This is a genomic window from Erwinia persicina (genome assembly GCF_014838825.1).
GTDB lineage: Bacteria > Pseudomonadota > Gammaproteobacteria > Enterobacterales > Enterobacteriaceae > Erwinia > Erwinia persicina_A.
The window spans coordinates 1133498-1156976 of record NZ_JACYMO010000001.1 but is presented as its reverse complement, the minus strand read 5'-3'; the positions used below and the strand labels follow the sequence as shown (position 1 = coordinate 1156976).

Below are 23479 nucleotides of genomic sequence, written 5' to 3'. Positions count from 1 at the left end.
TAAAAGGGTTACCCCGGTCATTCCCGCGCCCCGCTAAGGGACGGTACGGGTTCCTGCCGATAATAGTCGACCAGCTGCGGCACGTTAAGCGGGCGGCTGAACAGGAAGCCCTGCAGGTGCGTAACGCCACGATTAATCAGCCACAGGGCCTGCCCGGCGGTCTCTACCCCCTCCGCGACCGTTTTAAGATTGAGTTTTTTCGCCAGCGTGAGCACGGCATCCAGTACGGGGGTATTCACTGTTTCCATTCCGATACTCTGCACAAAACCGCGATCAATTTTAAGGTAATCAAACTGGAATTTCTCAAGATAGATTAACGCGCTGTGGCCGGTGCCGAAGTCATCAATGGCGATGCGGATATTCTGCTGGCGGATCCAGTCAAATATTTTATCAGCGTTATTATCATTGACCATCGCACTTTCAGTGATTTCAAAGACATATTCAAAATGGTTTGGCGGCATCATGGCTATCCAGTCCAGCACGTCCTGGCGAAAGCTGGGGTGGCTAAGATGATGAGAGGACAGATTGACCCCCATCCGCGTCCCGGCCGGGGCCACCTTGCACAGGCGATGTGCATCCTGTGCCACCAGCGTAAACAGATGCCGGGTCAGCGGCACAATCAGGTTCTGCCCTTCGGCATAGCTGATAAACGAATCGGGCGGAATACGCCCTTCCGTTGGATGCGTCCAGCGCAGCAGCGCCTCCAGTCCGTAAGGCTTGCCGTTATGGGTTTCAATGACCGGCTGATACTCAACGTGAAACTCACCGCGCTTGATACCCAGCATGATCTCTTTGCCAGGGCGCAGGCGAAGCGTGAACAGCTGGAAACATCCGCAGGTGACTAACAGCCCTAACACCAGTCCGGCCAGCAGAATAACAGGGATATCACGCTGTGGCAGGGCATCGCCATACAGATAGAGGATCAGGGGGTATCCCGGTATGGCGATGGTCCGCAACGCATGCTGTGGCAGGGCGCTTCGCTTTATGACCCGCTCACTCCAGCTGGTCATCGCACTCTCACCGGCCGCCATCGCTATGCCGCTGATTTGCTGATCGCGCGATGCCAGTAAAAGATAGGGGGTGAGGTTGATATTGAGGGTGGTAAAGACGCCGCTGCCTGGCTGTGCAGGATTTTTAAGCCACAGGACGATAGCGGGGTTGCCGCGCATCATCGGCGTACCCGGGATCAGACGAATATCCGTCATGTTGCTGATATCGGTATGGGGGGAAATCTGATGGATATCCATCTGCATCGGCCCGGTTGCCGAGGAACAAAAGGCATTATTCTTACTGACTAACAGAATCGCCCGCACGTTAGGGGCAAAGGCTGAACGCTGCGTGAGGTCGTTACGCACCTGCTCACAGGATGACAGGGTGTGTGCCTGAAGGGGTTGCAGAGTACCGCGCAGATCAGCGAATACACTGGCCACATAACTCTGTGTATAGCTGGCAAGGCGGTCATGCTCTGCAGATCGGCGATTCCAGGTCAGCGTCAGCATGATGATGATAAACAGCAGAAAAAAGAGAAAACCTGTGGTTGTACTGAGAAAGACTATCTTGCGCGGCTGAGTCACCTGCCGCCTGACGGGGGTAGATAGTGGCATTCGGTGATCTCTCCCGTTTTCGCCGGTTTTATTATTATGGGTTGCGCGCCATTTTATTCTGGTGTCAGCCAGTGAGAATATAACGGAGGGGGGATTCTGTCTCTATCTTATTGTTGATAAGTCAACGCTTTTACTTTTACCCCCTCAGATTATCCTCAGGATGGATCGTCGCGGAACCGTTTTACGGCTATTCCTGAAAATATCGGGCGGGCAGACCGTCAGCAGGGCAGGTGAGGGGCGGGAATAAAAGACAAAAAAAACGCTGCCAGGGCAGCGTTTTCTTATCTCGTGTTCGCAGACTTCAAGGGAATGAAATCAGCTCTGCGTTCGGCTCAGTACCCGGCGGGCATCGCGGTAGCGGTTTTTCCAGTAGGAGTCATTCAGGTTCGAAATCATCACACCGCTGCTTGTGGAGGCATGAACGAAGTTGTCATTACCGATATAAATACCGACATGACGGCCCGTGGAGCCTGCACGGAACAACACCAGATCACCGGGGCGCAGTTTCGCGCGCTGGATACTTTTTCCGGTATCTTCCTGCTCATAGGTCGAGCGTGGGAGATCCAGACCAAACTGTTCACGGAAGGTAGTCTGGACAAACGCAGAGCAATCAATGCCACGCTTGCTGGTGCCGCCAAGACGATATCGTACACCTTTCCAGTCCGCATACTGGTCCATCAGGCGGGATTTAATATCCACATTCTGAACCATCTGTTCGAATTCATCCTGAGACGCTTGAAGTAAAAAACCATTCTGGTTTTTAACTGCATGAGTATCAGTTTGTTCATTGTGTCCGCTGTTCGAACTACAGGCTGACAACAGTGTCGCTAATGCGACCGCGGGGAGCACCCGCAAGATATATCTCAGTATAGGTTGAGACTTGACCATTATTTTTGTGATCCCTTGAAGTCCTTAACGACGCAGTCGTTAGCAGAATTGCGAAACGAGACGAGATTAATTAGTGCCGGAGGGTAAGACAATTCGGAAAACGTTAAAATGTGTTATTGAGCACAATTTAAAATGTAACATACCGAAATACTTTAGCCATTTCGCCTAATCGAAGACGAGGTTACCCGATTACAAAGCGCATGGCGAGGGCTTTTGAGCACTTTTTTGTAGGTTTTTGTGATGTGAAATCATTAAGTAACGAATTGATTACAATATCGTCAATTATCAGCTTATCTGTTTGTGCTTAACCGCAACTTTGCTGCGACATGCCACGGGTCAAGCAAAAATCAGAATTATCTGGCTGGACAGGTGCGACTTTCAGGGGTTTGCGCTGAGATCAGGGTGGAAGATAAGGAGCTGGATCTCTCGTATTTTGCCGACAGATGATTTCGCTGACGGCAGGGTGAAAGACGCAGCATCCTGTTATCTGCGGGCGGGAAATAAGGATTTATTTAACCGGTTTATATTTCCCCGGCAGATTACGGTACAGCCAGTTCACCAGATAATCACTGGCCGGTGTCAGCAACCACCAGCTCATGCCCACCAGCACTATAGACAGGGAACCCACCGCAATATCGGTAAACCAGTGTGCTCCAATCATCACGCGCGGCAGGGCAAAGACCAGCACAATCAGCACCGACAAGGCAAAGGCGCGACGGGTGAAGTACCGCAGCATAAAGCAGGCGAATATCATCAGCATCATACCGTGATCGCCCGGGAAACTGTCTGCCGAAGCGTCCTTGGTGGGGATGCCGGTGAGCTGAGTGACGTGATTCACCTGCGGGAAGAACTTCGTCGGACTGGCGTGTGATACCGGGATCTGATGACCAAGCTGGTTCAGGCCAACCGCCGTGATCAGCATGGTGATGCCGATAGCAAACATGCGGCGACGGCCCTGAGGCGTCTCCCGACGCCAGAAGTGCAGGTACAGAGCCCCCATAGCCAGAAGCGATACGCCATCAAACGCGCGGAAGTTGGTGATGGCCACCAGCCACAGCAGTACCTGGTTCGTCACCAGACGCTGGTTGAACCAGTAGAAAATAGTTTTATCCAGCGTGAACCACTGCCCGTGATCGACGGGCAGATACCAGGAGAAAAACAGTGCCAGGCCAAGCACATTCAGCAGCAGGATGAGTAATAAACGTTTAATAGTCATATCGTTTTAAGGTTTTTTTCAGGAAAGTCGCGCGTAGAGTATGCCTGACATTATAAACGAAGATTCAACAGAGCTGTTTGCAAATCATTCCAGTCGGCAGGTTCTTCATGAATGAGCTCTATTCTGCTGTCCGGCGGCGCAGACTGGCGGGTTTCAATATGGAAATCTGCGCCCTGGCGATTAATGCTCACCAGCCCTTCCGCGATACGCAGCACGCCTTTCACCCGCGATACCGGGGCCAGCCTGGCCCACTCCAGCAGACCTGTGGTAGCAAAAACCGTTTCACTGTCGAAGATCCAGCCGCAGGCGTGATATCCCTGGCCCTGATTGAGCGCGCGTCGCCAGCGGGCCGCGTCGTTCAGCTTCAGGGCGGCCAGGCCGGACCGGGCGGCAGAGTGATGGTGCGACGGGGCTGGCAATACCTGGAGGTTGGTCCGGGGAAGGTCCAGCAGCGCCGGGTCAATCTGGCCGTGATCGGTAGCGATCAGCTGGCGCGAGGGCGCAGCATGCTGATGCCAGCGCCGGAGTACTTCCCGGTCAGTCTCTGCCCAGCGGTCCTGCTTATTGGCAATAATAATATCGGCGGCGGCCAGCTGGTCGCGAAAGTTCTCATTGTGGATGACCCGTTCATCCGCCAGCTGTCGCGGATCCAGCAGGCACAGCGTGGCGCGCAGGTCTATCCAGGGCTCATAGACCGCAGCTGACAACATATCGAGGATCTGTCTGGGATGCCCGAGTCCGGTGGGTTCAATCAGCAGCCGGTCAGGTTTGACCTGCGTCAACAGCCTGTTCAGCCCGACCTGCATCGGCAGGCCATTCACGCAGCACATGCAGCCGCCAGGGATCTCCTTCAGCACCGCCCCCGTCTCGGCCAGCAGCGCGCCGTCTATACCAATTTCGCCAAACTCGTTGACCAGTACGGCCCACTGTTCGCCCGCAGGTTTACCCGCCAGCAGATGGCGCAGGGTCGTGGTTTTGCCACTCCCCAGGAAGCCGGTGATCAGATTGACGCGGGTCATGTGCGCTCCTTAGTAAAACTTTAATGATATTTACTGTTCTTCAGCTGTATTTGTTTTCATCACGAGATCGCGCGTTATTGGCTAAGGTAAAAGAGAAAAGAAAATAAATGTTACCAACGAGGTGAAAAATGAACAGCATTCATGCGGCCGTTGCCGTTATGCTTTTTGCCTCATGGACGAGCAATTCATTGGCAGGGAATAGTCAGGAAACAGCAAATTCAGGCACTATTCTTTTTACGGGCAGCATTGTTGAATCCCCCTGCCAATCTGAAATCAATCAAAGATCGGTTCAGGTTTCCTGTCTGCGTAACGGGCAGACACAGGTGACAACACTGGCGCTAAACACCCGCGCTTCAAAGCCTATGCCTTATAATATCGGCCATAGCCAACTGCATTGGCTGGATGCTGAACACCGATTGGGAATACTCACAATGGAGTATCGATAATTGTTATAATGTAACATTAAGGGGCGGTCAGGTGACAGCCCCTTTTTTGACGTCTCTAGTCGGCACGGCTCATGTAACGACGTTCGGGGATGTGGATACGGATCTTATCACCGTTGCTGAGGTACTCGGGCACCTGAACAATCAGACCTGTCGCCATTTTTGCCGGTTTGGTTCGGGCACTGGCTGAAGCACCCTTTATGCCGGGGGTGGTTTCAACAATTTCCATATCTACCGTCTGCGGCAGTTCCAGCGCGAGGATCTGGCCGTCCATCGTCAGAACCTGAATGCCAGGAATACCGCCTTCCGGCAGGAACAGCAGCTCATCTTCAATCTGCTCCTGCTTAAAGTTATAAGGCGTATAGTCTTCGTCATCCATAAAGACGTATTCATCCCCGTCAATGTAGGAGAAGGTGACCTGACGGCGGCTGAGAGAAATGGTGTCGATGATGTCATCGCCCTTAAAGCGCTCTTCCACTTTCATTCCGCTGCGGATATCAGTGAAACGCATCTTATACAGCGTGGATGCGCCACGTGCGCTTGGGCTTTGCACATCAATATCTTTCACTAACAGCAGCTTGCCGTTAAAACTCACGGCCATGCCTTTTTTGATTTCGTTAGCTCTTGGCATAAAACAGGTCTCGTATGGAAAAGGATGAGGAAATTTATCGCGACACGTTACTCGCGCCGCTGTCCCCAGGCAAGATGGCCTGGAGAAAATATGTGCCTGGCGGAACGCGCAGCAGCGTATTGGCCGCAAGGGTTCCGTCACAAAACAAGCATAGTATTCGCCCCGGCGGACTGCTATTGTCGCGCTTTCCTTCCGGAGGTCAGTCATGGAGTGTCGTGCCGCCTGTGGTGCCTGCTGTACGGCCCCTTCAATTTCATCGCCGATCCCGGGTCATCCGAATGGTAAACCAGCCAACACGCCCTGTGTGCAGCTCGACGAACTGATGCGCTGCAAAATTTTCGGTTCACCGCTGCGTCCACCCGTCTGTGCAAGCTTGCAACCCGAGGCCGCCATGTGCGGGCACAGCCGCGCGCAGTCGATGATTTATTTGCTGGATCTGGAGGCGCAGACCGCGCCCTGATTCAGGCGGCAGTGGCGTTTTCCTCCGCGTCCGGCTCCGGCACCCGTAACAGGCAGAGCAGGGAGGCCGCCATCATCACCACGGCAAACCAGAAAACGGCATGGAAACTCCACACTTCTGCCACCATCCCCGCCAGCGACCCGCCAACAATCCAGCCCATACGGGTTGAGTTGGTGAACAGCGTCGTGGCCGCACCGGCCTGGCCTGGCATCATGTCCTGGAAGTAGATCATGCCGATGGCCGCCACCACACCAATAAACATCGCGTTCAACCCCTGAAGCAGCAGCATCGACGTTTCTCCGTTGAACAGCAGCGTGCCACTGTAAAACAGGAATCCGCAGAAAGCCGCGCCGCACATCAATCGCCGCTTACCGCAGCGCCGGGCAAAATAACCGGCCAGCAGCATAACCGGGATCTCCAGTCCGGCGGCCAGCCCCATCATCAGCCCCGCCAGTTTCTCCGGCAGGTGCAGTTCATTCACCACATACAGCGGCATCGTGATCAGATACAGACCGTTGCTCGACCACATCAGGGTGCAGGCAATAAACAGCATCAGGGTGGCGCGGCGGTGGCGGCGCGGCGCCTGTAGAGGCTGGCTCAGGATCACCGTGGTTTTACGCATCGAAGGCAGCAGATAACGCACGATAACGGCACAGAGCACAAAGGCGATAGCGGCGCAAAGGTACATGGTGCGAAAACCGTAGCCCAGAGCGAGGGCAAAGGCCAGCGGTGGGCCAACCATCCACGCCAGTGAGATCTGCGCGCGCATCACCGAGCTGAACATCACATTCTCCCGTCCGATCTTATCGGAGTGCTCACGCGCCAGTGCAAACATCTGCGACGTGGCGCTGCTGCCAAAGCTGGAGAGCAACACGCCGACGAACAGCAGGATAAAATAGTTACGGTTCCAGGCAAAAAGCAGGGAGGCCATGGCACCCAGCAGACAGCAGTAGAGGATCAGCGTTTTGCGGTCACCCCGGCGGTCGGAATAGCGGGCCAGCAGCTGGCTGACGACGATGCCAATCACCGCGCTGAGCGTGAAGAACAGGCCGACCATAAACGGGCGCACCTGCACTTCCGTGCTGAGGAACAGGCTGAGTGTCGGGGTTTGCAACGCCCCCGCCAGTCCGGAAATAAACGCCACAACAAGAAAGGCCACCGACTTGCTGTCGGGCAGGGAACGGGCGGGCGCAGCAGGAAGAGACATGTTTTGATTGGCCTGAAGAGGAAAAAACGGCGAGATTTTACGCCGTAATGCGAAAAGCGGGAATGGTTTTTCAATAGAAGGCTCGCCAATGCCCTGATTGCGCACTTTTTGCACCCTTTATGCGCTATTGTGCCTGTCAGCACCCCTTCAGCTTTTCTCCCTTCTGCCGCGCTTTTTTCTGAAAAGAAAGGATGAAATGTGCGGGACATCAAAAATCTGCTACGTCGTTCACAGTAAAACTTGCAACAAATCCCGTAAAGGCACCACACTCATTGAAACGTTTCAGCGTTGTCTCGTCAGCTTGTTAGTCCCGGGATAGCGCTTTTTTTCTCAAATTAGCTGAAACGATTCAAATTCAGCAGCGAGGAGAACCATGTTCCAGTTAGAACTCAACGCCATTAAGCCTGGAGCCCAGGCTGGCGACAAACACGATGCCATTCGTCAGGTGGCCGCCGCACTAACCGCCGCCGGTAACGTTGGCGAAGGGTATGTCGACGGGATGCTCGCGCGTGAGCAGCAGACCTCCACCTACCTCGGTAATGGCATTGCCATTCCTCACGGCACCACCGACACCCGCGATCTGGTGTTAAAAACCGGCGTTCAGGTCTTCCAGTTCCCACAGGGCATCGCCTGGGGTGAAGACCAGACGGCATATGTGGTGATCGGGATTGCCGCAAAGTCAGACGAACATCTGGCGCTGCTGCGTCAGCTGACGCACGTGTTGAGCGATGACAGCGTGGCCGAACAGCTGCGTACCACCGACTCGGCTGAAACCCTGCGCAGCATCCTGATGGGAGAAAAGCTGGCCGCAGAATTCAAATTTGACACCTCGCTGATCAGTACCGATGTCGCCGCCAGCGACCTGATGACCCTTCAGGCACTGAATGCCGGACGTCTGCAGCAGGCGGGAGCGGTAGACGCCTCTTTCGTCAGCGACGTGATTGCCGGCAAACCGCTGAACCTGGGGCAGGGTATCTGGCTCAGTGACAGCACGAACGGCAATCTTGCCAGCGCGGTGGCCATCAGCCGTGCGGCGGCACCCTTCAGCGTTAACGGTGAAACAGCGTCCATGCTGATCACCGTGTCCGTTACCGACGATCAGCCGCTGAACGTGCTGAACTACTTAAGCGATCTGTTGATTAAGCAGAAGGCTGACCGCCTGCTGAGTGCGGATGCCGCCGGTATCCTGGCGCTACTGACCAGTGAAGTTTCCGAGCAGGCTGATGTGCTGACCGAAGAGTTCACTATCCGTAACGAACACGGTTTGCATGCCCGTCCGGGTACGGCGCTGGTCAGCGTAATCAAACAGTTTAATTGTGATGTGACCGTCACCAACCTTGATGGCAGCGGGAAACCGGCTAACGGCCGCAGCCTGATGAAAGTGGTCGCCCTGGGCGTGAAAAAAGGCCATCGCCTGCGTTTCACCGCCAGCGGTGAAGATGCCCGTGCGGCACTGGATGCTGTCGGTGAAGCGATCGCTGCCGGTCTGGGCGAGGGTGCGGCATGAGCAGACGTGTTGCCACCATCACCCTGAACCCGGCTTACGACCTGGTGGGGTATACCCCGGAAATCGAACACGGCGAAGTTAACCTGGTGAAAACCACCGGGCTGCACGCGGCAGGTAAGGGCATCAACGTTGCTAAGGTACTGAAAGACCTGGGCATTGATGTGACTGTTGGCGGTTTCCTCGGCAAAGAGAACCAGGACGGCTTCCAGCACCTGTTCAGCGAGCTGGGCATTGCGAACCGCTTCCAGGTAGTGGAAGGCCGTACCCGTATCAACGTCAAACTCACCGAGAAAGACGGCGAGGTGACTGACCTGAACTTCTCTGGTTTTGACGTGACTGCACAGGACTGGGACCGCTTTACCGCTGACTCGCTAACCTGGCTGGGCCAGTTCGATATGGTCTGCGTCAGCGGCAGTCTGCCGGCCGGCGTGGACCCGGACGCGTTCACCGAGTGGATGACGCAGCTGCGCACCCACTGCCCGTGCATTATCTTCGACAGCAGCCGTGAGGCGCTGGTCGCGGGCCTGAAAGCCGCGCCGTGGCTGGTTAAACCTAACCGCCGTGAGCTGGAAATCTGGGCGGGCCGCAAATTACCGACATTACAAGATGTGATTGAAGCAGCACATGCGCTGCGTGAGCAGGGTATCGCTCATGTGGTGATCTCTCTGGGTGCCGAAGGGGCGCTGTGGGTGAATGCTTCAGGCGAATGGATTGCAAAACCACCTGCCTGTGAAGTTGTAAGCACCGTGGGTGCTGGCGATTCGATGGTCGGCGGGCTGATTTACGGCCTGCTGATGCGTGAATCCAGCGAGCACACGCTGCGCCTTGCAACTGCTGTTGCGGCCATGGCCGTCAGCCAGAGCAATGTGGGTGTTACCGATCGTACCCAGTTGGCCGCAATGATGGCGCGTGTCGACCTACAACCTTTCATTAACTAACAGCAGGAGACGCATAATGAAAACGCTGCTGATAATCGATTCCTCTCTTGGGCTGGCAACGGGCTACCTGGCTAAAAATATAACTACTGCGGCTGCGGCAAGCGCAGGACTGACGCTGACCGATAATCCGGCAGAAGCAGATCAGGTTATTGTCGCGGGCAAGAACATTCCGGCTGACAGCAACCTGAACGGCAAAGCCATCTACTTGGCAGATATTGAGCAATTACTGCGTCAACCGGCAGAAGTGCTGGCAAAAGCGCAAACGGATGCCCGCCCTTATCAGGCACCAGCAGCCACCGCCCAGCCAGCAGTGGCTGCGCCGGCGGCCGCAACCGGACCTAAACGCGTCGTGGCCATTACCGCCTGTCCAACCGGCGTGGCACATACCTTTATGGCCGCTGAGGCCATCGATACTGAAGCGAAAAAACGCGGCTGGTGGGTGAAGGTGGAAACCCGGGGCTCAGTAGGTGCGGGCAATGCCATCACCCCTGAAGAAGTTGCGGCGGCCGATCTGGTGATTGTGGCCGCAGACATTGAAGTTGATCTGGCAAAATTTGCCGGCAAGCCAATGTACCGTACCTCAACCGGCCTGGCGCTGAAGAAAACGGCTCAGGAACTGGATAAAGCCGTGGCAGAAGCCCGGGTTTACCAGCCTCAGGGCGGTCAGTCCTCTGCCCCGGATGAGAAAAAAGAGAAAGCAGGCGCATACCGTCACCTGCTAACCGGCGTGTCTTACATGCTGCCGATGGTGGTCGCTGGTGGTCTGAGTATCGCACTTTCCTTCGCCTTTGGTATTACGGCGTTTAAAGAGCAGGGTACGCTGGCCGCTGCGCTGATGCAGATTGGTGGCAGCAGTGCCTTTGCACTAATGGTACCGGTGCTGGCAGGCTTTATTGCCTTCTCCATTGCCGACCGTCCGGGTCTGACCCCGGGTCTGATTGGCGGCATGCTGGCGACCAGCATTAATGCCGGTTTCCTTGGCGGTATCATCGCTGGTTTCATTGCCGGTTATGCGGCGAAGTTCCTCAGCTCGAAGGTCAAACTGCCGACCAGTATGGAAGCGCTGAAGCCGATTCTGATCATTCCCCTGGTAGCGAGCCTGATTACCGGTCTGCTGATGATTTACGTGGTCGGTAAGCCGGTCGCGGGTATTATGTCGGGTCTGACCGCGTGGCTGGCGAACATGGGTACGGCTAACGCCGTGGTGCTGGGCGCTATCCTCGGCGGCATGATGTGTACCGACATGGGGGGCCCGGTAAACAAAGTGGCCTATGCGTTCGGTGTGGGGCTGCTCAGTTCGCAAACCTACGCACCGATGGCAGCGATTATGGCGGCCGGTATGGTGCCACCGCTGGCGATGGGTCTGGCAACGCTGGTTGCCCGCCGGAAATTTAACAAAGGTCAGCAGGAAGGCGGCAAAGCGGCGCTGGTACTGGGCCTGTGCTTTATCTCCGAAGGGGCTATCCCGTTTGCGGCCCGTGACCCGATGCGCGTATTACCTTGCTGCATTATCGGCGGCGCGGTGACCGGTGCGATGTCGATGGCGATTGGTGCCAAACTGATGGCCCCTCACGGCGGTCTGTTTGTCCTGCTGATCCCTGGCGCAATCACCCCAGTCGTGGGTTACCTGGCGGCGATTATTATCGGTACGCTGGTGGCCGGTCTGTCTTACGCGGTGTTGAAACGCCCGGAAGCGGAAGCGCTTAAGGTCTAATCCTGGAAACGGGATGACAAAAAAGGGGCTGACCTTCTTCTCTGGTCAGCCCCTTTTTCATTTCTTCGTTCAGGCAGAGTGTTGCTCTGACTTCAGCCAGGCAATCTCATCTTTCCAGATATCCGGATTGACCGTCTCCAGAATCATCGGGATACCGTCAAAACGCGCATCCTTCATCAGCCAGCTGAACACCGTTTTACCGATATTGCCTTCACCCAGGCTATGGTGGCGATCGACCCGGCTGTTAAATTCGCTTTTCGCATCGTTCAGGTGCATGCCGCGCAGATACTGAAAGCCGACAATGCGTTCAAATTCCGCAAAGGTCTGCACACACTCTTCTTCACTACGCAGATCGTAACCACCGGCAAAGGCGTGGCAGGTGTCAATGCAGACGCCAACGCGGGATTTATCTTCCACGCCGTCGATAATGGCGGCCAGATGCTCAAAGCGGAACCCGAGGTTACTGCCCTGGCCAGCGGTATTTTCAATCACTGCCGTCACGCCCTCGGTTTTGTCCAGCACGATATTGATCGACTCAGCGATGCGCTTGAGACACGCTTCTTCACTGATCTGGTGCAGATGGCTGCCGGGGTGGAAGTTAAGCAATGTCAGCCCCAGCTGCATGCAGCGCGTCACCTCATCATGAAAGGCCTCACGCGACTTCTCCAGCGCTTCCGAAACCGGATGGCCAAGGTTAATCAGATAGCTGTCGTGAGGCAGGATCTGTTCTGGCTTGAAGTGATGCTTTTCACAGGCGGTACGAAAGGCCGAAATCACTTCATCAGTCAGCGGGGCCGCGCGCCACTGGCGCTGGTTTTTGGTAAAAAGCGCGAAGGCCGTGGCTTCCAGCTCCACGGCGCGTAGTACCGCCTGATCCACACCGCCAGCCGCGCTGACGTGGGCACCGATATATTTCATGCCGTTCTCCTGTTGATGATCTGCTCAATGGCAGGCGGGTCATCATAACCGGAAAGTGCGGAAATTATGCCATCAAATGCGCAACCAGCAGGTTGATCGCACCGCCCCCGACGATCAGCCAGACAAACAGGATCAGCCCCAGCAGGATCGGACGCAGGCCGGCGTGCTTCAACTGTCCGATCTGCGTGGTTACACCGAGTGCCGCCATTGCCATTGCCAGCAGGAAGTTGTCCAGTTGGTTAATGGCGCTGACGGTCGCTGCCGGCAGCAGGTGCAGAGAGTTAAACAGCGCCACGAAGATAAACAGCAGGGCAAACCACGGGAACGAGAGGGCGCTTTTTTTCGCGCCTTCTGTCACCGGCTGAGTACGTTTCATCCACCAGCCGAGGGTGACCAGAAACGGAGCCAGCATCATTACGCGCAGCATTTTAGCAATGACCGCTGCGTTTTCAGTTTCCGGGCTGATGGCATGCCCTGCGGCCACCACCTGGGCAACTTCATGCATGGTTGACCCTGCGTAGACGCCATAGTTTTCCGCCGTTACCCAAGGAAACAGCTGCACAACCAGCGGATAGAGAAGCGGATAAAGGAAAATCGCCACGGTACCGAAGATCACCACGGTGGCAATCGCCACGGCAACCTTTGACGCCTCGGCTTTCAGTACCGGTTCGGTAGCCAGCACGGCGGCGGCACCACAAATGCTGCTGCCCGCGCCAATCAGCCAGGCCGTATCGCGGTCAAGTCCGAGCACGCTGCGCCCCAGCCAGCAGGCCAGCATAAAGGTTGAGCTCAGTGTCAGAACGTCGATGATAATGCCGCTTGCGCCGACGTCCGCAATCTGCTGAAAAGTTAAGCGGAAACCATAAAGAATGATGCCCAGTCTGAGCAGCTTCTGTTTAGCAAAGATAATCCCGCCATCGCAATACTGAGAAATGTGTGGATACAGCGTATTGCCCGTGACGATCCCCGCCACGATAGCCAGGGTCAGTGCGCCCAACCCCAGCGAGGCAATTTCAGGGATGCTGGCGGCCCAGATAGCCAGGGCAGAAATCCCTGCGGCCAGCGCCACACCTGGAATAAAATTCCCGATCGGATGGTGTTGTTTATTGAGCACGATATCAGCCATATCTCTTCCTCCATTAATGACAGGAACAGAATGAAAGATGTTTGCTTAAAAGTGAAATTGATTATATTTTTATAATTAACAACTATAAGTGTTAAGGGAATGGCCGCTGCGTAGCATCTTGACGGGCCACATGAAGAATGATTTGTCAGGGGAAGGACCATGCATATAACGTTGCGACAGCTGGAAGTGTTTACCGAGGTACTGAAGAGCGGTTCAACCACTCAGGCGTCTCAGGTACTGTCGTTATCGCAGTCCGCGGTCAGCGCGGCGCTGGCCGATCTGGAAGGTCAGCTTGGCGTACAGCTATTTGACCGGGTAGGCAAGCGTCTGGTGATCAACGAGCACGGGCGACTGCTGTATCCGCGTGCCGTCGGTCTGCTTGAGCAGGCGCTGGAAATTGAACAACTGTTCCGCGAGGACAACGGCGCGCTGCGTATCTCAGCCAGCAGCACCATCGGCAACTACCTGCTACCGGGGATGATCGCCCGCTATCGCCGCGATTACCCGCTGTTGCCGCTGGAGCTGAGTGTGGGCAACAGCCAGGACGTCATCACTGCCGTAGCCGACTTTCGCGTCGATATTGGTCTGATCGAAGGCCCCTGTCACATGGCCGATCTGGTGACTGAACCCTGGCTGGAAGATGAACTGGTGGTCTTCGCCGCCCCGGGGGCAGAGATCCTCAGAAAACCGGTGTCGTTACAGAGCCTGGCGGCTGCGCCCTGGATCCTGCGTGAGCATGGTTCAGGCACCCGTGAAATTGTCGATTATCTGCTGCTCTCCCACCTGCCGCAGTTTGATCTGGCGCTGGAACTGGGGAATTCAGAGGCGATCAAAAACGCAGTGCGGCACGGCATGGGGATCAGCTGCCTGTCCCGCCGTGTGATTGCCGAGCAGCTGGAAATGGGCACGCTGGTCGAAGTGGCGATCCCACTCCCTTCGCTGAAGCGAACGCTGTACCGGATCCATCACCGTCAGAAGCACCTTTCTAAAGCATTGAGTCGCTTCCTCAGTTACTGCACGGAATAAAACAGCAGGATCGTCACACACCGTCAATCTGTCTCAGGCAGGGGGCGATCTTTTTTTCGCTCCCCGTCCCCGTCCCCGTCCCCGTCCCCGTCCCCCGTCCCCCGGCCTCACCACGCCGCGCTAATAATTCGCCGCCGATTATGAAGCTAACTTATAACGTGGTGTTATCGCTATACGACCCCGGGCAGGTTGCTATAATCGCGCCTTATTTTTTGCAAGGCGCAGCGTTTAAACATGGATCATGACACAAAAACAACACAACCCCCTGGGTTAAGACGGGCTCTGAAAGCGCGTCACTTAACGATGATCGCCATAGGCGGATCGATTGGTACCGGCTTATTTGTCGCTTCTGGTGCCACCATTTCACAGGCCGGGCCCGGCGGAGCACTGCTCTCCTATATGCTGATCGGCCTGATGGTGTACTTCCTGATGACCAGCCTCGGTGAACTGGCGGCTTTTATGCCTGTTTCAGGCTCCTTTTCTACCTACGGCGCAAAATACGTCGAAGAAGGCTTTGGTTTCGCCCTGGGCTGGAACTACTGGTACAACTGGGCGGTCACTATCGCCGTTGACCTGGTGGCGTCCCAGTTGGTGATGACCTGGTGGTTCCCGGATACTCCAGGCTGGATCTGGAGCGCGCTGTTCCTCTGCCTGATCTTCCTGCTCAACTACATCTCGGTAAAAGGCTTTGGTGAGGCAGAATACTGGTTCTCCCTGATCAAAGTCGCGACCGTGATCATCTTTATTATCGTCGGCGTCGCGATGATCGCTGGCATTATGCGCGGTGCAGAAAGTGCGGGCTGGCATAACTGGGAAATCGGCGATGCGCCGTTCTCCGGAGGCTTTGCAGCAATGATTGGCGTGGCGATGATCGTCGGCTTCTCGTTCCAGGGCACCGAGCTGATTGGCATTGCAGCCGGTGAATCCGAAGATCCGGCGAAAAATATTCCGCGTGCGGTGCGTCAGGTATTCTGGCGTATCCTGCTGTTCTATGTGTTTGCCATCCTGGTGATCAGCCTGATCATCCCGTATACCGACCCCAGCCTGCTGCGCAACGATGTCAAAGACATCAGCGTCAGCCCGTTCACGCTGGTATTCCAGCATGCCGGTCTGCTGTCGGCGGCGGCAGTGATGAATGCCGTGATCCTGACGGCAGTGCTGTCAGCGGGGAACTCCGGTATGTATGCCTCAACCCGTATGCTTTATACCCTGGCATCGGAAGGTAAAGCGCCGCGCATCTTTGCCAGACTGTCGAAGGGCGGAGTGCCGCGTAACGCGTTGTATGCCACCACGGTGGTGGCCGGGCTGTGCTTCCTGACCTCGATGTTCGGCAATCAGACGGTTTATTTGTGGCTACTGAATACCTCCGGGATGACCGGCTTTATCGCCTGGCTGGGCATTGCCATCAGCCATTATCGCTTCCGTAAAGGCTATATGGCACAGGGACGCGACCTGGCAGATCTGCCGTACCGTTCAGGTTTCTTCCCGCTGGGGCCAATTTTTGCCTTCGTGCTCTGCCTGATCATCACTCTGGGCCAGAACTATCAGGCATTCCTGTCGGATACCATTGACTGGGGTGGTGTGGCGGCGACCTACATTGGCATTCCGCTGTTCCTGATTATCTGGTTTGGCTTTAAACTGACGCGCAAAACGCGCTTTGTGAAGTACAGCGAGATGGAGTTCCCGACGTTCGATAAGTAACGGGCGGCAGGGTAAAGAGAGGCGCGCATCCCGCGCCTTTTTTTACGTTACGAAAAAGACTCAAAATATTACTGATAAGTATTATCATTTGCTTTATTTTAAGCGGCATTACAGACACTGAACAGGTATTGAGTATGAGCTTAACCCAGGAACCCGTGCAGCACGCGGGCAAGGTACCGCCTGAGGGCGTCATGGGCCGTTATCACCAGCTACTGCGCCATCGTCTGTTGATCATGGCGGTACTGGTGGTGGCGATCCTGGCCTCACTGGTGCTGGACTTCACCCTCGGCCCGTCAGGGCTGTCATTGCCGGTGCTGTGGCAAACCCTGCTGTCGCCGGAATCGGTGGATGCCGGCACGCGGGTCATCGTCTGGGACATCCGGCTACCCTATGCGCTGATGGCGGTGATCGTCGGCCTGGGGCTGGGGCTGGCCGGTGCAGAGATGCAGACCATCCTCAATAACCCCCTCGCCAGTCCGTTTACGCTGGGTGTTTCCTCTGCGGCCGCCTTTGGCGCGGCGCTGGCGATCGTGCTGGGCATTGGTATCCCCGGCATCCCCGATCAGTGGTTTATTTCAGCCAACGCCTTTGTGTTTGCGCTGATTGCCGCCCTGATGCTGGATGCGGTCACGCGCTGGACGCAGGTGTCCACCTCCGGGGTGGTGCTGTTTGGTATCGCGCTGGTCTTCACCTTCAATGCGCTGGTTTCCATGATGCAGTTTATTGCCAGTGAAGACACCCTGCAGGGCCTGGTGTTCTGGACGATGGGCAGCCTGGCGCGCGCCTCGTGGGAAAAACTCGGCGTGCTGTGCGTTGCCCTGCTGATTCTGGTGCCGTTCTCCATGTTAAGCGCGTGGAAGCTTACCGCGCTGCGCCTGGGCGAAGATCGTGCGGTCAGCTTCGGGATTGACGTGCGGCGTCTGCGTCTGATGACCCTGCTGCGCATCAGCGTGATCTCTGCGCTGGCGGTAGCATTTGTCGGCCCGATAGGCTTTATCGGCCTGGTTGCACCGCATATTGCGCGAATGATATTTGGCGAAGATCACCGCTTCTACCTGCCGGCCAGCGCACTGACCGGGGCGCTGGTGCTGTCGATGGCGTCGGTGGTGTCGAAGAACCTGATCCCGGGCGTGATCATTCCCGTCGGCATTGTCACCTCGCTGGTGGGTGTGCCGTTCTTCCTGAGTATTATTCTGCGCCATCGGGGGAGTGTCTGATGCAGGGACTGAAAATAAGCGGCTTTCATGCCGGGTATCCAAAACGTCAGGTCATCGATAATCTTAACGTACCGCTGCTGCCACAGGGAAAAATCACCGTTCTGCTGGGCCCTAACGGCTGCGGGAAATCAACGCTGCTGCGTTCGATGGCCGGGCTTAACCGTGCCAGCGGCGAGCTGTGGCTGAACGGAGAAGACCTGATGGCGCTGCCGTTCGCTCGCCGCGCGGCGCGCGTGGTGTATCTGCCACAGTCGCTGCCCGCGGGCGTACACCTGCACGTGCTGGAGTCGATTATCGTGGCACAGCGGGCCAGCGGCGGGCGCAGCAATGCCAGCAGCGAAGCTGAAGTGATGGCCCTGCTGGAGCAGCTGGGTATTGCGCATCTTGCCCTGAGCTACCTTGATCAGCTCTCCGGCGGGCAGAAGCAACTGGTCGGTCTGGCACAGTCGCTGATCCGCCGCCCGGAGCTGTTACTGCTGGATGAACCGTTAAGCGCCCTGGATCTGAATTACCAGTTCCACGTGATGGATTTAGTGCGCCGCGAGACCCGCCTGCGCAATATCGTGACGGTGGTGGTGGTGCATGATATCAACATCGCGCTGCGCCACAGTGAACATGTCCTGATGCTGCAAAACGGTGAGCTGATAGCTGACGGATTACCGGAAGAGGTGATTACGCCGGACAGTCTGGCGCGGGTATACGGGGTGAAAGGGCGGATTGAGCGCTGTTCGCAGGGCGTGCCGCAGGTACTGATTGACGGCCTGGTGGAAGCGCCAGCGTTCTGATGCAGGGGCGACCGTAACAGAAGGTCGCCTTGCAGACAGCCTGATGTAAGGGCCGACCTTTTTGGGTCGGCCTTTTCTTTACACCAGCAGATGCTGCGCGTGGAAGCGCAGATGATCTTCCACAAAGCTGGCGATAAAGAAGTAGCTGTGGTCGTAACCGGGCTGAATACGCACGGTTAACGGGTAATTCAGCTCTGTCGCGAGGGTTTCCAGCCGTTCCGGACGTAACTGATCGGCCAGGAACTGATCGCTGTCACCCTGATCGACCAGCATCGGCAGCACCGCGCCGCCGTTACGCATCAGCCAGCAGCTGTCATACTGCTTCCACGTGCTGACATCCTCTCCCAGATAGGCGCAGAAAGCTTTCTGTCCCCAGGCCACTTCCAGCGGGTTAACGATCGGCGCGAATGCCGAGGCGGAACTGAATTTTCCCGGGTTGCGCAGGGCAATCATCAGTGCCCCGTGGCCGCCCATGGAGTGACCCATGATCGCCTGACGATCGCTGACGTTGAAATTACCGGCGATCAGGGCGGGCAGTTCGCTGTTGATGTAATCATACATGCGAAAATGGTCTGCCCACGGCGCTTCGGTGGCGTTGAGGTAGAATCCGGCTCCCTGACCCAGGTCATAGCCGTCATCGTTTGCCACGTCATCGCCGCGCGGGCTGGTGTCCGGCATTACCAGCACCAGGCCCAGTTCGGCGGCGACGCGCTGCGCACCGGATTTGACGCTGAAATTTTCGTCACTACAGGTCAGGCCCGCCAGGAAGTACACCACCGGAGGGGGCATGCTGCCCTTAGGCCCGGGTAAAAAAATACTGAAGGTCATCGCGCAGTTCAGGCTGGCAGACTGGTGGCGATAGCGCTGCTGCCAGCCGCCAAACAGGCGATGTTCTTCAAGCAGTTCCAGAGTTGATGGCATCCTTTCCTCTCTTATTTTTTCGCGAAATGCACCACGGAACGGATCGACTTCCCTTCGTGCATCAGGTCGAACGCCTCGTTAATCTCTTCCAGCGGCATGGTGTGGGTAATAAAGTCATTAAGCTGGAACTCACCGTTCATATAGCGATCGACAATACCCGGCAGCTGTGAGCGGCCTTTTACGCCACCGAAGGCGGAACCCCGCCATACGCGGCCGGTGACCAGCTGGAACGGACGGGTGGCAATCTCTTCACCGGCACCGGCCACGCCAATAATCACGGATTCGCCCCAGCCTTTATGGCAGCATTCCAGCGCTGAACGCATCACGTTCACGTTACCAATACATTCGAAGGAGAAGTCCACGCCGCCGTCGGTCATCTCCACGATCACATCCTGAATCGGCTTATCGTAATCTTTCGGGTTGATCAGGTCGGTCGCGCCCAGCTTACGGGCCAGATCGTATTTGCTGGTATTGATATCAATCCCGATGATACGGCCCGCTTTCGCCAGTTTTGCCCCAATGATCGCCGACAGCCCAATACCGCCCAGGCCGAAGATCGCCACGGTATCGCCTTCTTTTACTTTCGCCGTATTGGTCACTGCCCCCATGCCGGTGGTGACACCGCAGCCGAGCAGGCAGACTTCTTCCAGCGGCGCTTCTTTGCTGATTTTTGCCAGTGAAATTTCCGGGATCACGGTGTATTCAGAGAACGTTGATGTGCCCATATAGTGGAAAATCGGCTGGCCGTCTTTGAAGAAGCGGGTGGTGCCGTCCGGCATCAGGCCTTTCCCCTGGGTAGAACGAATGGCCTGACACAGGTTTGTTTTGCCGGACAGACAGAATTTACATTTGCCGCATTCCGGGGTGTACAGCGGGATCACATGGTCTCCGACGGCGACGCTGGTGACGCCTTCGCCCACGGCTTCCACTACGCCACCGCCTTCATGGCCCAGTACCGCCGGGAACACGCCCTCAGGATCTTTGCCCGAAAGGGTATAAGCATCGGTGTGGCAAACGCCGGTGGCCACGATACGGACCAGCACTTCTCCCTTCTGCGGAGGCATCAGGTCCAGTTCTTCAATTTTTAGGGGTTCACCGGCGGCCCAGGCGACGGCGGCACGGGTTTTAATCATCTGCATGTGTTGCTCCTGTCATTCGGAATAGTGTAATAAGCGTAACCAGGCTTGACGAAAACAGCTGTTAATCGCTGGACTTCTCATCAAATTGTTCAATAATCAGGTACTTCAGCGCCTCGACATTCGGTGTGAAGGCATCGCGACGCCACACCAGTCGGGTCTCGGTATCGCGCAGTTCGGGCGGCAGTGGATGCTGACGCACACGAACATGGCCGGGCATCTGCGCCAGTAGCGCCGCCGGCAGTAAGGCCACTCCCCCTCCGCTGGCGACGCAGGCCAGCATGGCGTGGTAAGACTGGATTTCCATTACGTTACCCGGCTGAATGCTCGCAGCACGGAACCAGTTTTCAAAACGTACGCGGTAGGAGCAGCCGGGACGAAAGGCAAACAGCGTACAGCCTGCGGCATCCCCGGGCGTCACAATCGACGGATGCTCCAGGCTGGAGATCAGTATCATCTCTTCCTGAAACGCCACGCAGCTGTTCAGTTCGTCGCCGTTAACCGGACCATCGGCGAGCGCAGCGGCCAGGGTGCCGATACGCACTCTTTCAATCAGTTCGGCGGAAGTGCCGGTGCTGAGCGCCAGGTTCACGGCAGGGTAGCGCTGGTGAAACTCCGCCAGCAGAGACGGCAGCCGTGTTGCAGCGGTGCTCTCCATTGAGCCCAGCGCAAAGTTGCCTGCGGGTTTGCCTCCGTGCGCCATATTCAGCGCCTCTTCACTCAGCGTGAGAATGCGTTGGGCATAGCAGAGGAAATTGTGGCCCATCGGTGACAGCCGCAGACGCTGCTTCTCGCGGATAAACAGATCGGTACCCAGCTCTTCTTCAAGCTGACGCAGGCGCGTTGTGAGGTTTGATGGCACCCGGTGCAGCTGCTCGGCAGCCCGCACCAGCGAACCGCTGTCGGCAACGGCGCAGAACATTTTTAGCTGGGTCAGATCCATTTATTCTCTTATCGTAAGCAACTTAGTTAGTATTATTCACTTTCCGTGATTCTAACCATCACGCATGCTGATGGCAACTAAAATAGGGCAGGAGTTAAAAATGGCGGTTCGTGTTGCTTTGTGCGCTTTTCTGACGCTGGTGGTGGCCATGGGAATAGGGCGCTTTGCCTTTACGCCACAGGTGCCATTAATGATAGCCGAACATCAGCTGTCGCTGACCAGCGCTGCCGTGGTGGCGGCCTTTAACTACCTGGGCTACCTGTGCGGTTCCTTTGATGCGATGCGGGCGACGCGGCGGGTGGAGTGGCGTCTGCAGGCGGGCGTCTGGGGGGCGGTGATACTGACGCTGATGTCGGCGTGGGCCTCCGGCCCGTGGCAGCACGGGCTGGTTCGCTTTCTGGTGGGCTGGGCCAGCGGCTGGGCGATGGTACTGATTGCGGCGTGGAGTAATGAGCAGCTGCACCGCTACCAGCGGCCCGGATTGAGTGCCGCGGTGTTTGCTGGCCCGGGTACCGGGATTTTCATCAGCGGCATGCTGGCGGTGTGGCTGCACAGTCAGCAGGTCAGTGCCGCCTGGGCCTGGTTTGCCTACGGCGTGCTGGCCCTGATCCTGGTAATGCTGATAGCGCGAACACTGCCGCGTACCGGTCAGCTGCATCGCCCGGAAACGGCCCCGGATCCCCTGCGTCTGACCTCCGGCCTCCGGCGGTTGGTATGGAGCTACAGCCTGGCCGGTTTTGGCTATATCCTTCCCGCGACGTTCCTGGCGCAAATGGCGACCACGCGCTTTCCCGGCCTGATTAGCCAGTTTGTCTGGCCGGTGTTTGGTGGGGCGGCGGTGGTCGGCATCATCATTGGTATCCTGACCCGCCACCTCGGCAGCAGCCACCGTCGTCTGGCCCTGGTGCTGTGGGTGCAGGCGGTCGGGGTATTTGCCTCTGATATGATCCCGGGCCTGGGCGGGCTGGCGCTGGGATCGGCACTGGTTGGCGGCGGGTTCCTCTGCGTGGTGCAGCTTTCCCTGCAGTATGCGCGCGAACTGGCCCCATTGCATACGCGCTATCTGGCCGGATTACTGACCACCGGTTATGCGGTAGGGCAGCTGGTGGGGCCGTTGCTGTCGGCACTCTCTACCGCGCTGACGCACCGGCTGGAACCGGCGCTGTATGTGGCGGGGGCCGCCCTGGTGGTTGCGGGTGCGCTGGTGTGGCGGCGTGAGCCTGCGGCGGAGTGACAGGGTTTCAATGACAAATACGCTGATTCACTGGATCGGACACCAAATGTGTACCAAAATAGCGCCTCAGAAATTCCACCGGGTTGCATTAACCTGGTCAGTCACACCAGCCGGAGAAGAGAAAAACATGGCGACGTTAAGTCAGGAAGCCACACAGGTTCATGAGGCACTGGTTGCCCGTGGCCTGGAAACCCCGCTGCGCGCACCCGCACGTGAAATGGACGATGACACTCGCAGGCAGCTGATCGCGGGTCATATGACCGAAATTATGCAGCTGCTCAATCTTGATCTGGAAGACGACAGCCTGGCGGAAACGCCGCAGCGTATTGCTAAAATGTATGTGAATGAGGTCTTTTCCGGACTGGATTATGCCAACTTCCCGAAAATCACGCTGATTGAAAATAAAATGAAAGTGGACGAGATGGTCACCGTGCGGGATATCACGCTGACCAGTACCTGCGAACACCATTTTGTGATTATCGACGGCCGGGCGACCGTGGCGTATATACCAAAAGATAAAGTCATTGGCCTGTCGAAAATTAACCGTATCGTGCAGTTCTTCTCTTCGCGCCCGCAGGTTCAGGAGCGCCTCACTCAGCAGATCCTGCTGGCGTTGCAGACCCTGCTCGGGACCAATAACGTCGCGGTCTCTATCGATGCCGTTCACTACTGCGTGAAAGCCCGGGGTATTCGTGATGCGACCAGCGCCACGACCACTACGTCGCTCGGCGGGTTGTTTAAGTCCAGCCAGAATACGCGCCAGGAGTTTCTGCGCTCGGTACGCCATCGTTAACAGGGCCTGACGCGGGCGGGTCCCTCGGGGCCGGCTTTGCGCCAGCCATTAT

The 23479-nt window shown here is 56.7% G+C and carries 21 protein-coding genes and 2 pseudogenes; 11 read left to right on the top strand and 12 right to left on the bottom strand.

Annotation, left to right across the window (positions count from 1 at the left end):
* Positions 1-17 precede the first annotated feature (17 nt).
* From IFU29_RS05250 to IFU29_RS22775, 5 genes and pseudogenes are all read right to left on the bottom strand, one after another.
* Positions 18-1604: a cyclic di-GMP phosphodiesterase gene (locus IFU29_RS05250; protein WP_191932956.1), complete on the bottom strand. Its 1587-nt coding sequence runs from the start codon at positions 1602-1604 to the stop codon at positions 18-20.
* Positions 1605-1919: 315 nt separating this feature from the next.
* Positions 1920-2492, bottom strand: a complete 573-nt coding sequence (mepS, locus tag IFU29_RS05245) for a bifunctional murein DD-endopeptidase/murein LD-carboxypeptidase (protein WP_191932955.1) — start codon at positions 2490-2492, stop codon at positions 1920-1922.
* 508 nt (positions 2493-3000) lie between these two features.
* Entirely contained in the window at positions 3001-3708 is a 708-nt protein-coding gene (locus IFU29_RS05240; RefSeq protein WP_191932954.1) for a phosphatase PAP2 family protein, read from the bottom strand.
* A gap of 50 nt (positions 3709-3758) precedes the next feature.
* Positions 3759-4181: pseudogene (locus IFU29_RS22780) on the bottom strand (GTP-binding protein); the annotation flags it as partial.
* A 74-nt stretch (positions 4182-4255) separates the two neighbouring features.
* Positions 4256-4727, bottom strand: a pseudogene (locus tag IFU29_RS22775) (CobW family GTP-binding protein); the annotation flags it as partial.
* A gap of 128 nt (positions 4728-4855) precedes the next feature.
* Between IFU29_RS22775 and IFU29_RS05230 the strand changes: the two are divergent.
* Positions 4856-5173, top strand: coding sequence for a type 1 fimbrial protein (locus IFU29_RS05230; protein ID WP_191932952.1), 318 nt, complete (start codon positions 4856-4858; stop codon positions 5171-5173).
* 55 nt (positions 5174-5228) lie between these two features.
* Here the strand turns inward: IFU29_RS05230 and yeiP are convergent, their stop codons facing one another.
* Positions 5229-5801, bottom strand: a complete 573-nt coding sequence (yeiP, locus tag IFU29_RS05225; protein ID WP_062742893.1) for an elongation factor P-like protein YeiP — start codon at positions 5799-5801, stop codon at positions 5229-5231.
* Between the two features lie 205 nt (positions 5802-6006).
* Between yeiP and IFU29_RS05220 the strand changes: the two genes are divergently transcribed.
* On the top strand, positions 6007-6261 hold the full coding sequence (locus tag IFU29_RS05220; protein ID WP_191932951.1) for a YkgJ family cysteine cluster protein: 255 nt from the start codon (positions 6007-6009) through the stop codon (positions 6259-6261).
* A gap of 1 nt (position 6262) precedes the next feature.
* Here the strand turns inward: IFU29_RS05220 and IFU29_RS05215 are convergent, their stop codons facing one another.
* A complete protein-coding gene (locus IFU29_RS05215) occupies positions 6263-7468 on the bottom strand; it encodes a sugar efflux transporter (protein WP_191932950.1) in 1206 nt (401 codons plus the stop codon).
* A gap of 373 nt (positions 7469-7841) precedes the next feature.
* Between IFU29_RS05215 and fruB the strand changes: the two genes are divergently transcribed.
* The 3 genes from fruB to fruA are packed head-to-tail and all read left to right on the top strand — an operon-like array spanning position 7842 to position 11627.
* Positions 7842-8975 (top strand): fused PTS fructose transporter subunit IIA/HPr protein, encoded by a 1134-nt coding sequence (fruB, locus tag IFU29_RS05210; protein ID WP_191932949.1) that lies wholly within the window; start codon positions 7842-7844, stop codon positions 8973-8975.
* A complete protein-coding gene (gene fruK, locus IFU29_RS05205; RefSeq protein ID WP_191932948.1) occupies positions 8972-9913 on the top strand; it encodes a 1-phosphofructokinase in 942 nt (313 codons plus the stop codon). The genes fruB and fruK overlap by 4 nt, the downstream gene beginning before the upstream one ends.
* Before the next feature lie 16 nt (positions 9914-9929).
* The gene (gene fruA / locus IFU29_RS05200; protein ID WP_191932947.1) at positions 9930-11627 is read left to right on the top strand and encodes a PTS fructose transporter subunit IIBC; all 1698 of its coding nucleotides are present in this window, start codon (positions 9930-9932) and stop codon (positions 11625-11627) included.
* Between the two features lie 69 nt (positions 11628-11696).
* Here fruA and nfo read toward each other — a convergent pair whose 3' ends face one another.
* Both nfo and IFU29_RS05190 read right to left on the bottom strand, forming a co-directional pair.
* Entirely contained in the window at positions 11697-12545 is an 849-nt protein-coding gene (gene nfo, locus IFU29_RS05195) for a deoxyribonuclease IV (RefSeq protein ID WP_191932946.1), read from the bottom strand.
* Positions 12546-12609: 64 nt separating this feature from the next.
* Positions 12610-13671 carry a YeiH family putative sulfate export transporter gene (locus IFU29_RS05190; protein WP_191932945.1) on the bottom strand — a complete coding sequence of 354 codons (1062 nt, stop codon included), beginning with the start codon at positions 13669-13671 and terminating at the stop codon, positions 12610-12612.
* 159 nt (positions 13672-13830) lie between these two features.
* Between IFU29_RS05190 and yieE the strand changes: the two genes are divergently transcribed.
* The 4 genes from yieE to IFU29_RS05170 all read left to right on the top strand — a co-directional run bounded on the left by yieE (position 13831) and on the right by IFU29_RS05170 (position 18400).
* A complete protein-coding gene (gene yieE, locus IFU29_RS05185) occupies positions 13831-14697 on the top strand; it encodes a DNA-binding transcriptional regulator YeiE (RefSeq protein ID WP_191932944.1) in 867 nt (288 codons plus the stop codon).
* A gap of 234 nt (positions 14698-14931) precedes the next feature.
* Complete coding sequence (locus IFU29_RS05180; protein WP_191932943.1) at positions 14932-16398, top strand: amino acid permease; 1467 nt, start codon at positions 14932-14934, stop codon at positions 16396-16398.
* 134 nt (positions 16399-16532) lie between these two features.
* Entirely contained in the window at positions 16533-17615 is a 1083-nt protein-coding gene (locus IFU29_RS05175; protein WP_191932942.1) for a FecCD family ABC transporter permease, read from the top strand.
* Positions 17615-18400 carry an ABC transporter ATP-binding protein gene (locus IFU29_RS05170; RefSeq protein WP_191932941.1) on the top strand — a complete coding sequence of 262 codons (786 nt, stop codon included), beginning with the start codon at positions 17615-17617 and terminating at the stop codon, positions 18398-18400. The genes IFU29_RS05175 and IFU29_RS05170 overlap by 1 nt, the downstream gene beginning before the upstream one ends.
* 78 nt (positions 18401-18478) lie before the next feature.
* Here IFU29_RS05170 and fghA read toward each other — a convergent pair whose 3' ends face one another.
* The 3 genes from fghA to ptrR all read right to left on the bottom strand — a co-directional run bounded on the left by fghA (position 18479) and on the right by ptrR (position 21400).
* A complete protein-coding gene (gene fghA, locus IFU29_RS05165) occupies positions 18479-19321 on the bottom strand; it encodes an S-formylglutathione hydrolase (protein ID WP_191932940.1) in 843 nt (280 codons plus the stop codon).
* A gap of 11 nt (positions 19322-19332) precedes the next feature.
* Positions 19333-20460 carry an S-(hydroxymethyl)glutathione dehydrogenase/class III alcohol dehydrogenase gene (locus IFU29_RS05160; RefSeq protein ID WP_191932939.1) on the bottom strand — a complete coding sequence of 376 codons (1128 nt, stop codon included), beginning with the start codon at positions 20458-20460 and terminating at the stop codon, positions 19333-19335.
* Positions 20461-20521: 61 nt separating this feature from the next.
* On the bottom strand, positions 20522-21400 hold the full coding sequence (gene ptrR, locus IFU29_RS05155; protein WP_191932938.1) for a putrescine utilization regulator PtrR: 879 nt from the start codon (positions 21398-21400) through the stop codon (positions 20522-20524).
* Between the two features lie 100 nt (positions 21401-21500).
* Here ptrR and IFU29_RS05150 point away from each other — a divergent pair, with 100 nt between their 5' ends.
* A complete protein-coding gene (locus IFU29_RS05150; protein WP_191932937.1) occupies positions 21501-22634 on the top strand; it encodes a YbfB/YjiJ family MFS transporter in 1134 nt (377 codons plus the stop codon).
* Positions 22635-22761: 127 nt separating this feature from the next.
* A complete protein-coding gene (folE, locus tag IFU29_RS05145) occupies positions 22762-23427 on the top strand; it encodes a GTP cyclohydrolase I FolE (protein WP_062742877.1) in 666 nt (221 codons plus the stop codon).
* Positions 23428-23479 lie beyond the last annotated feature (52 nt).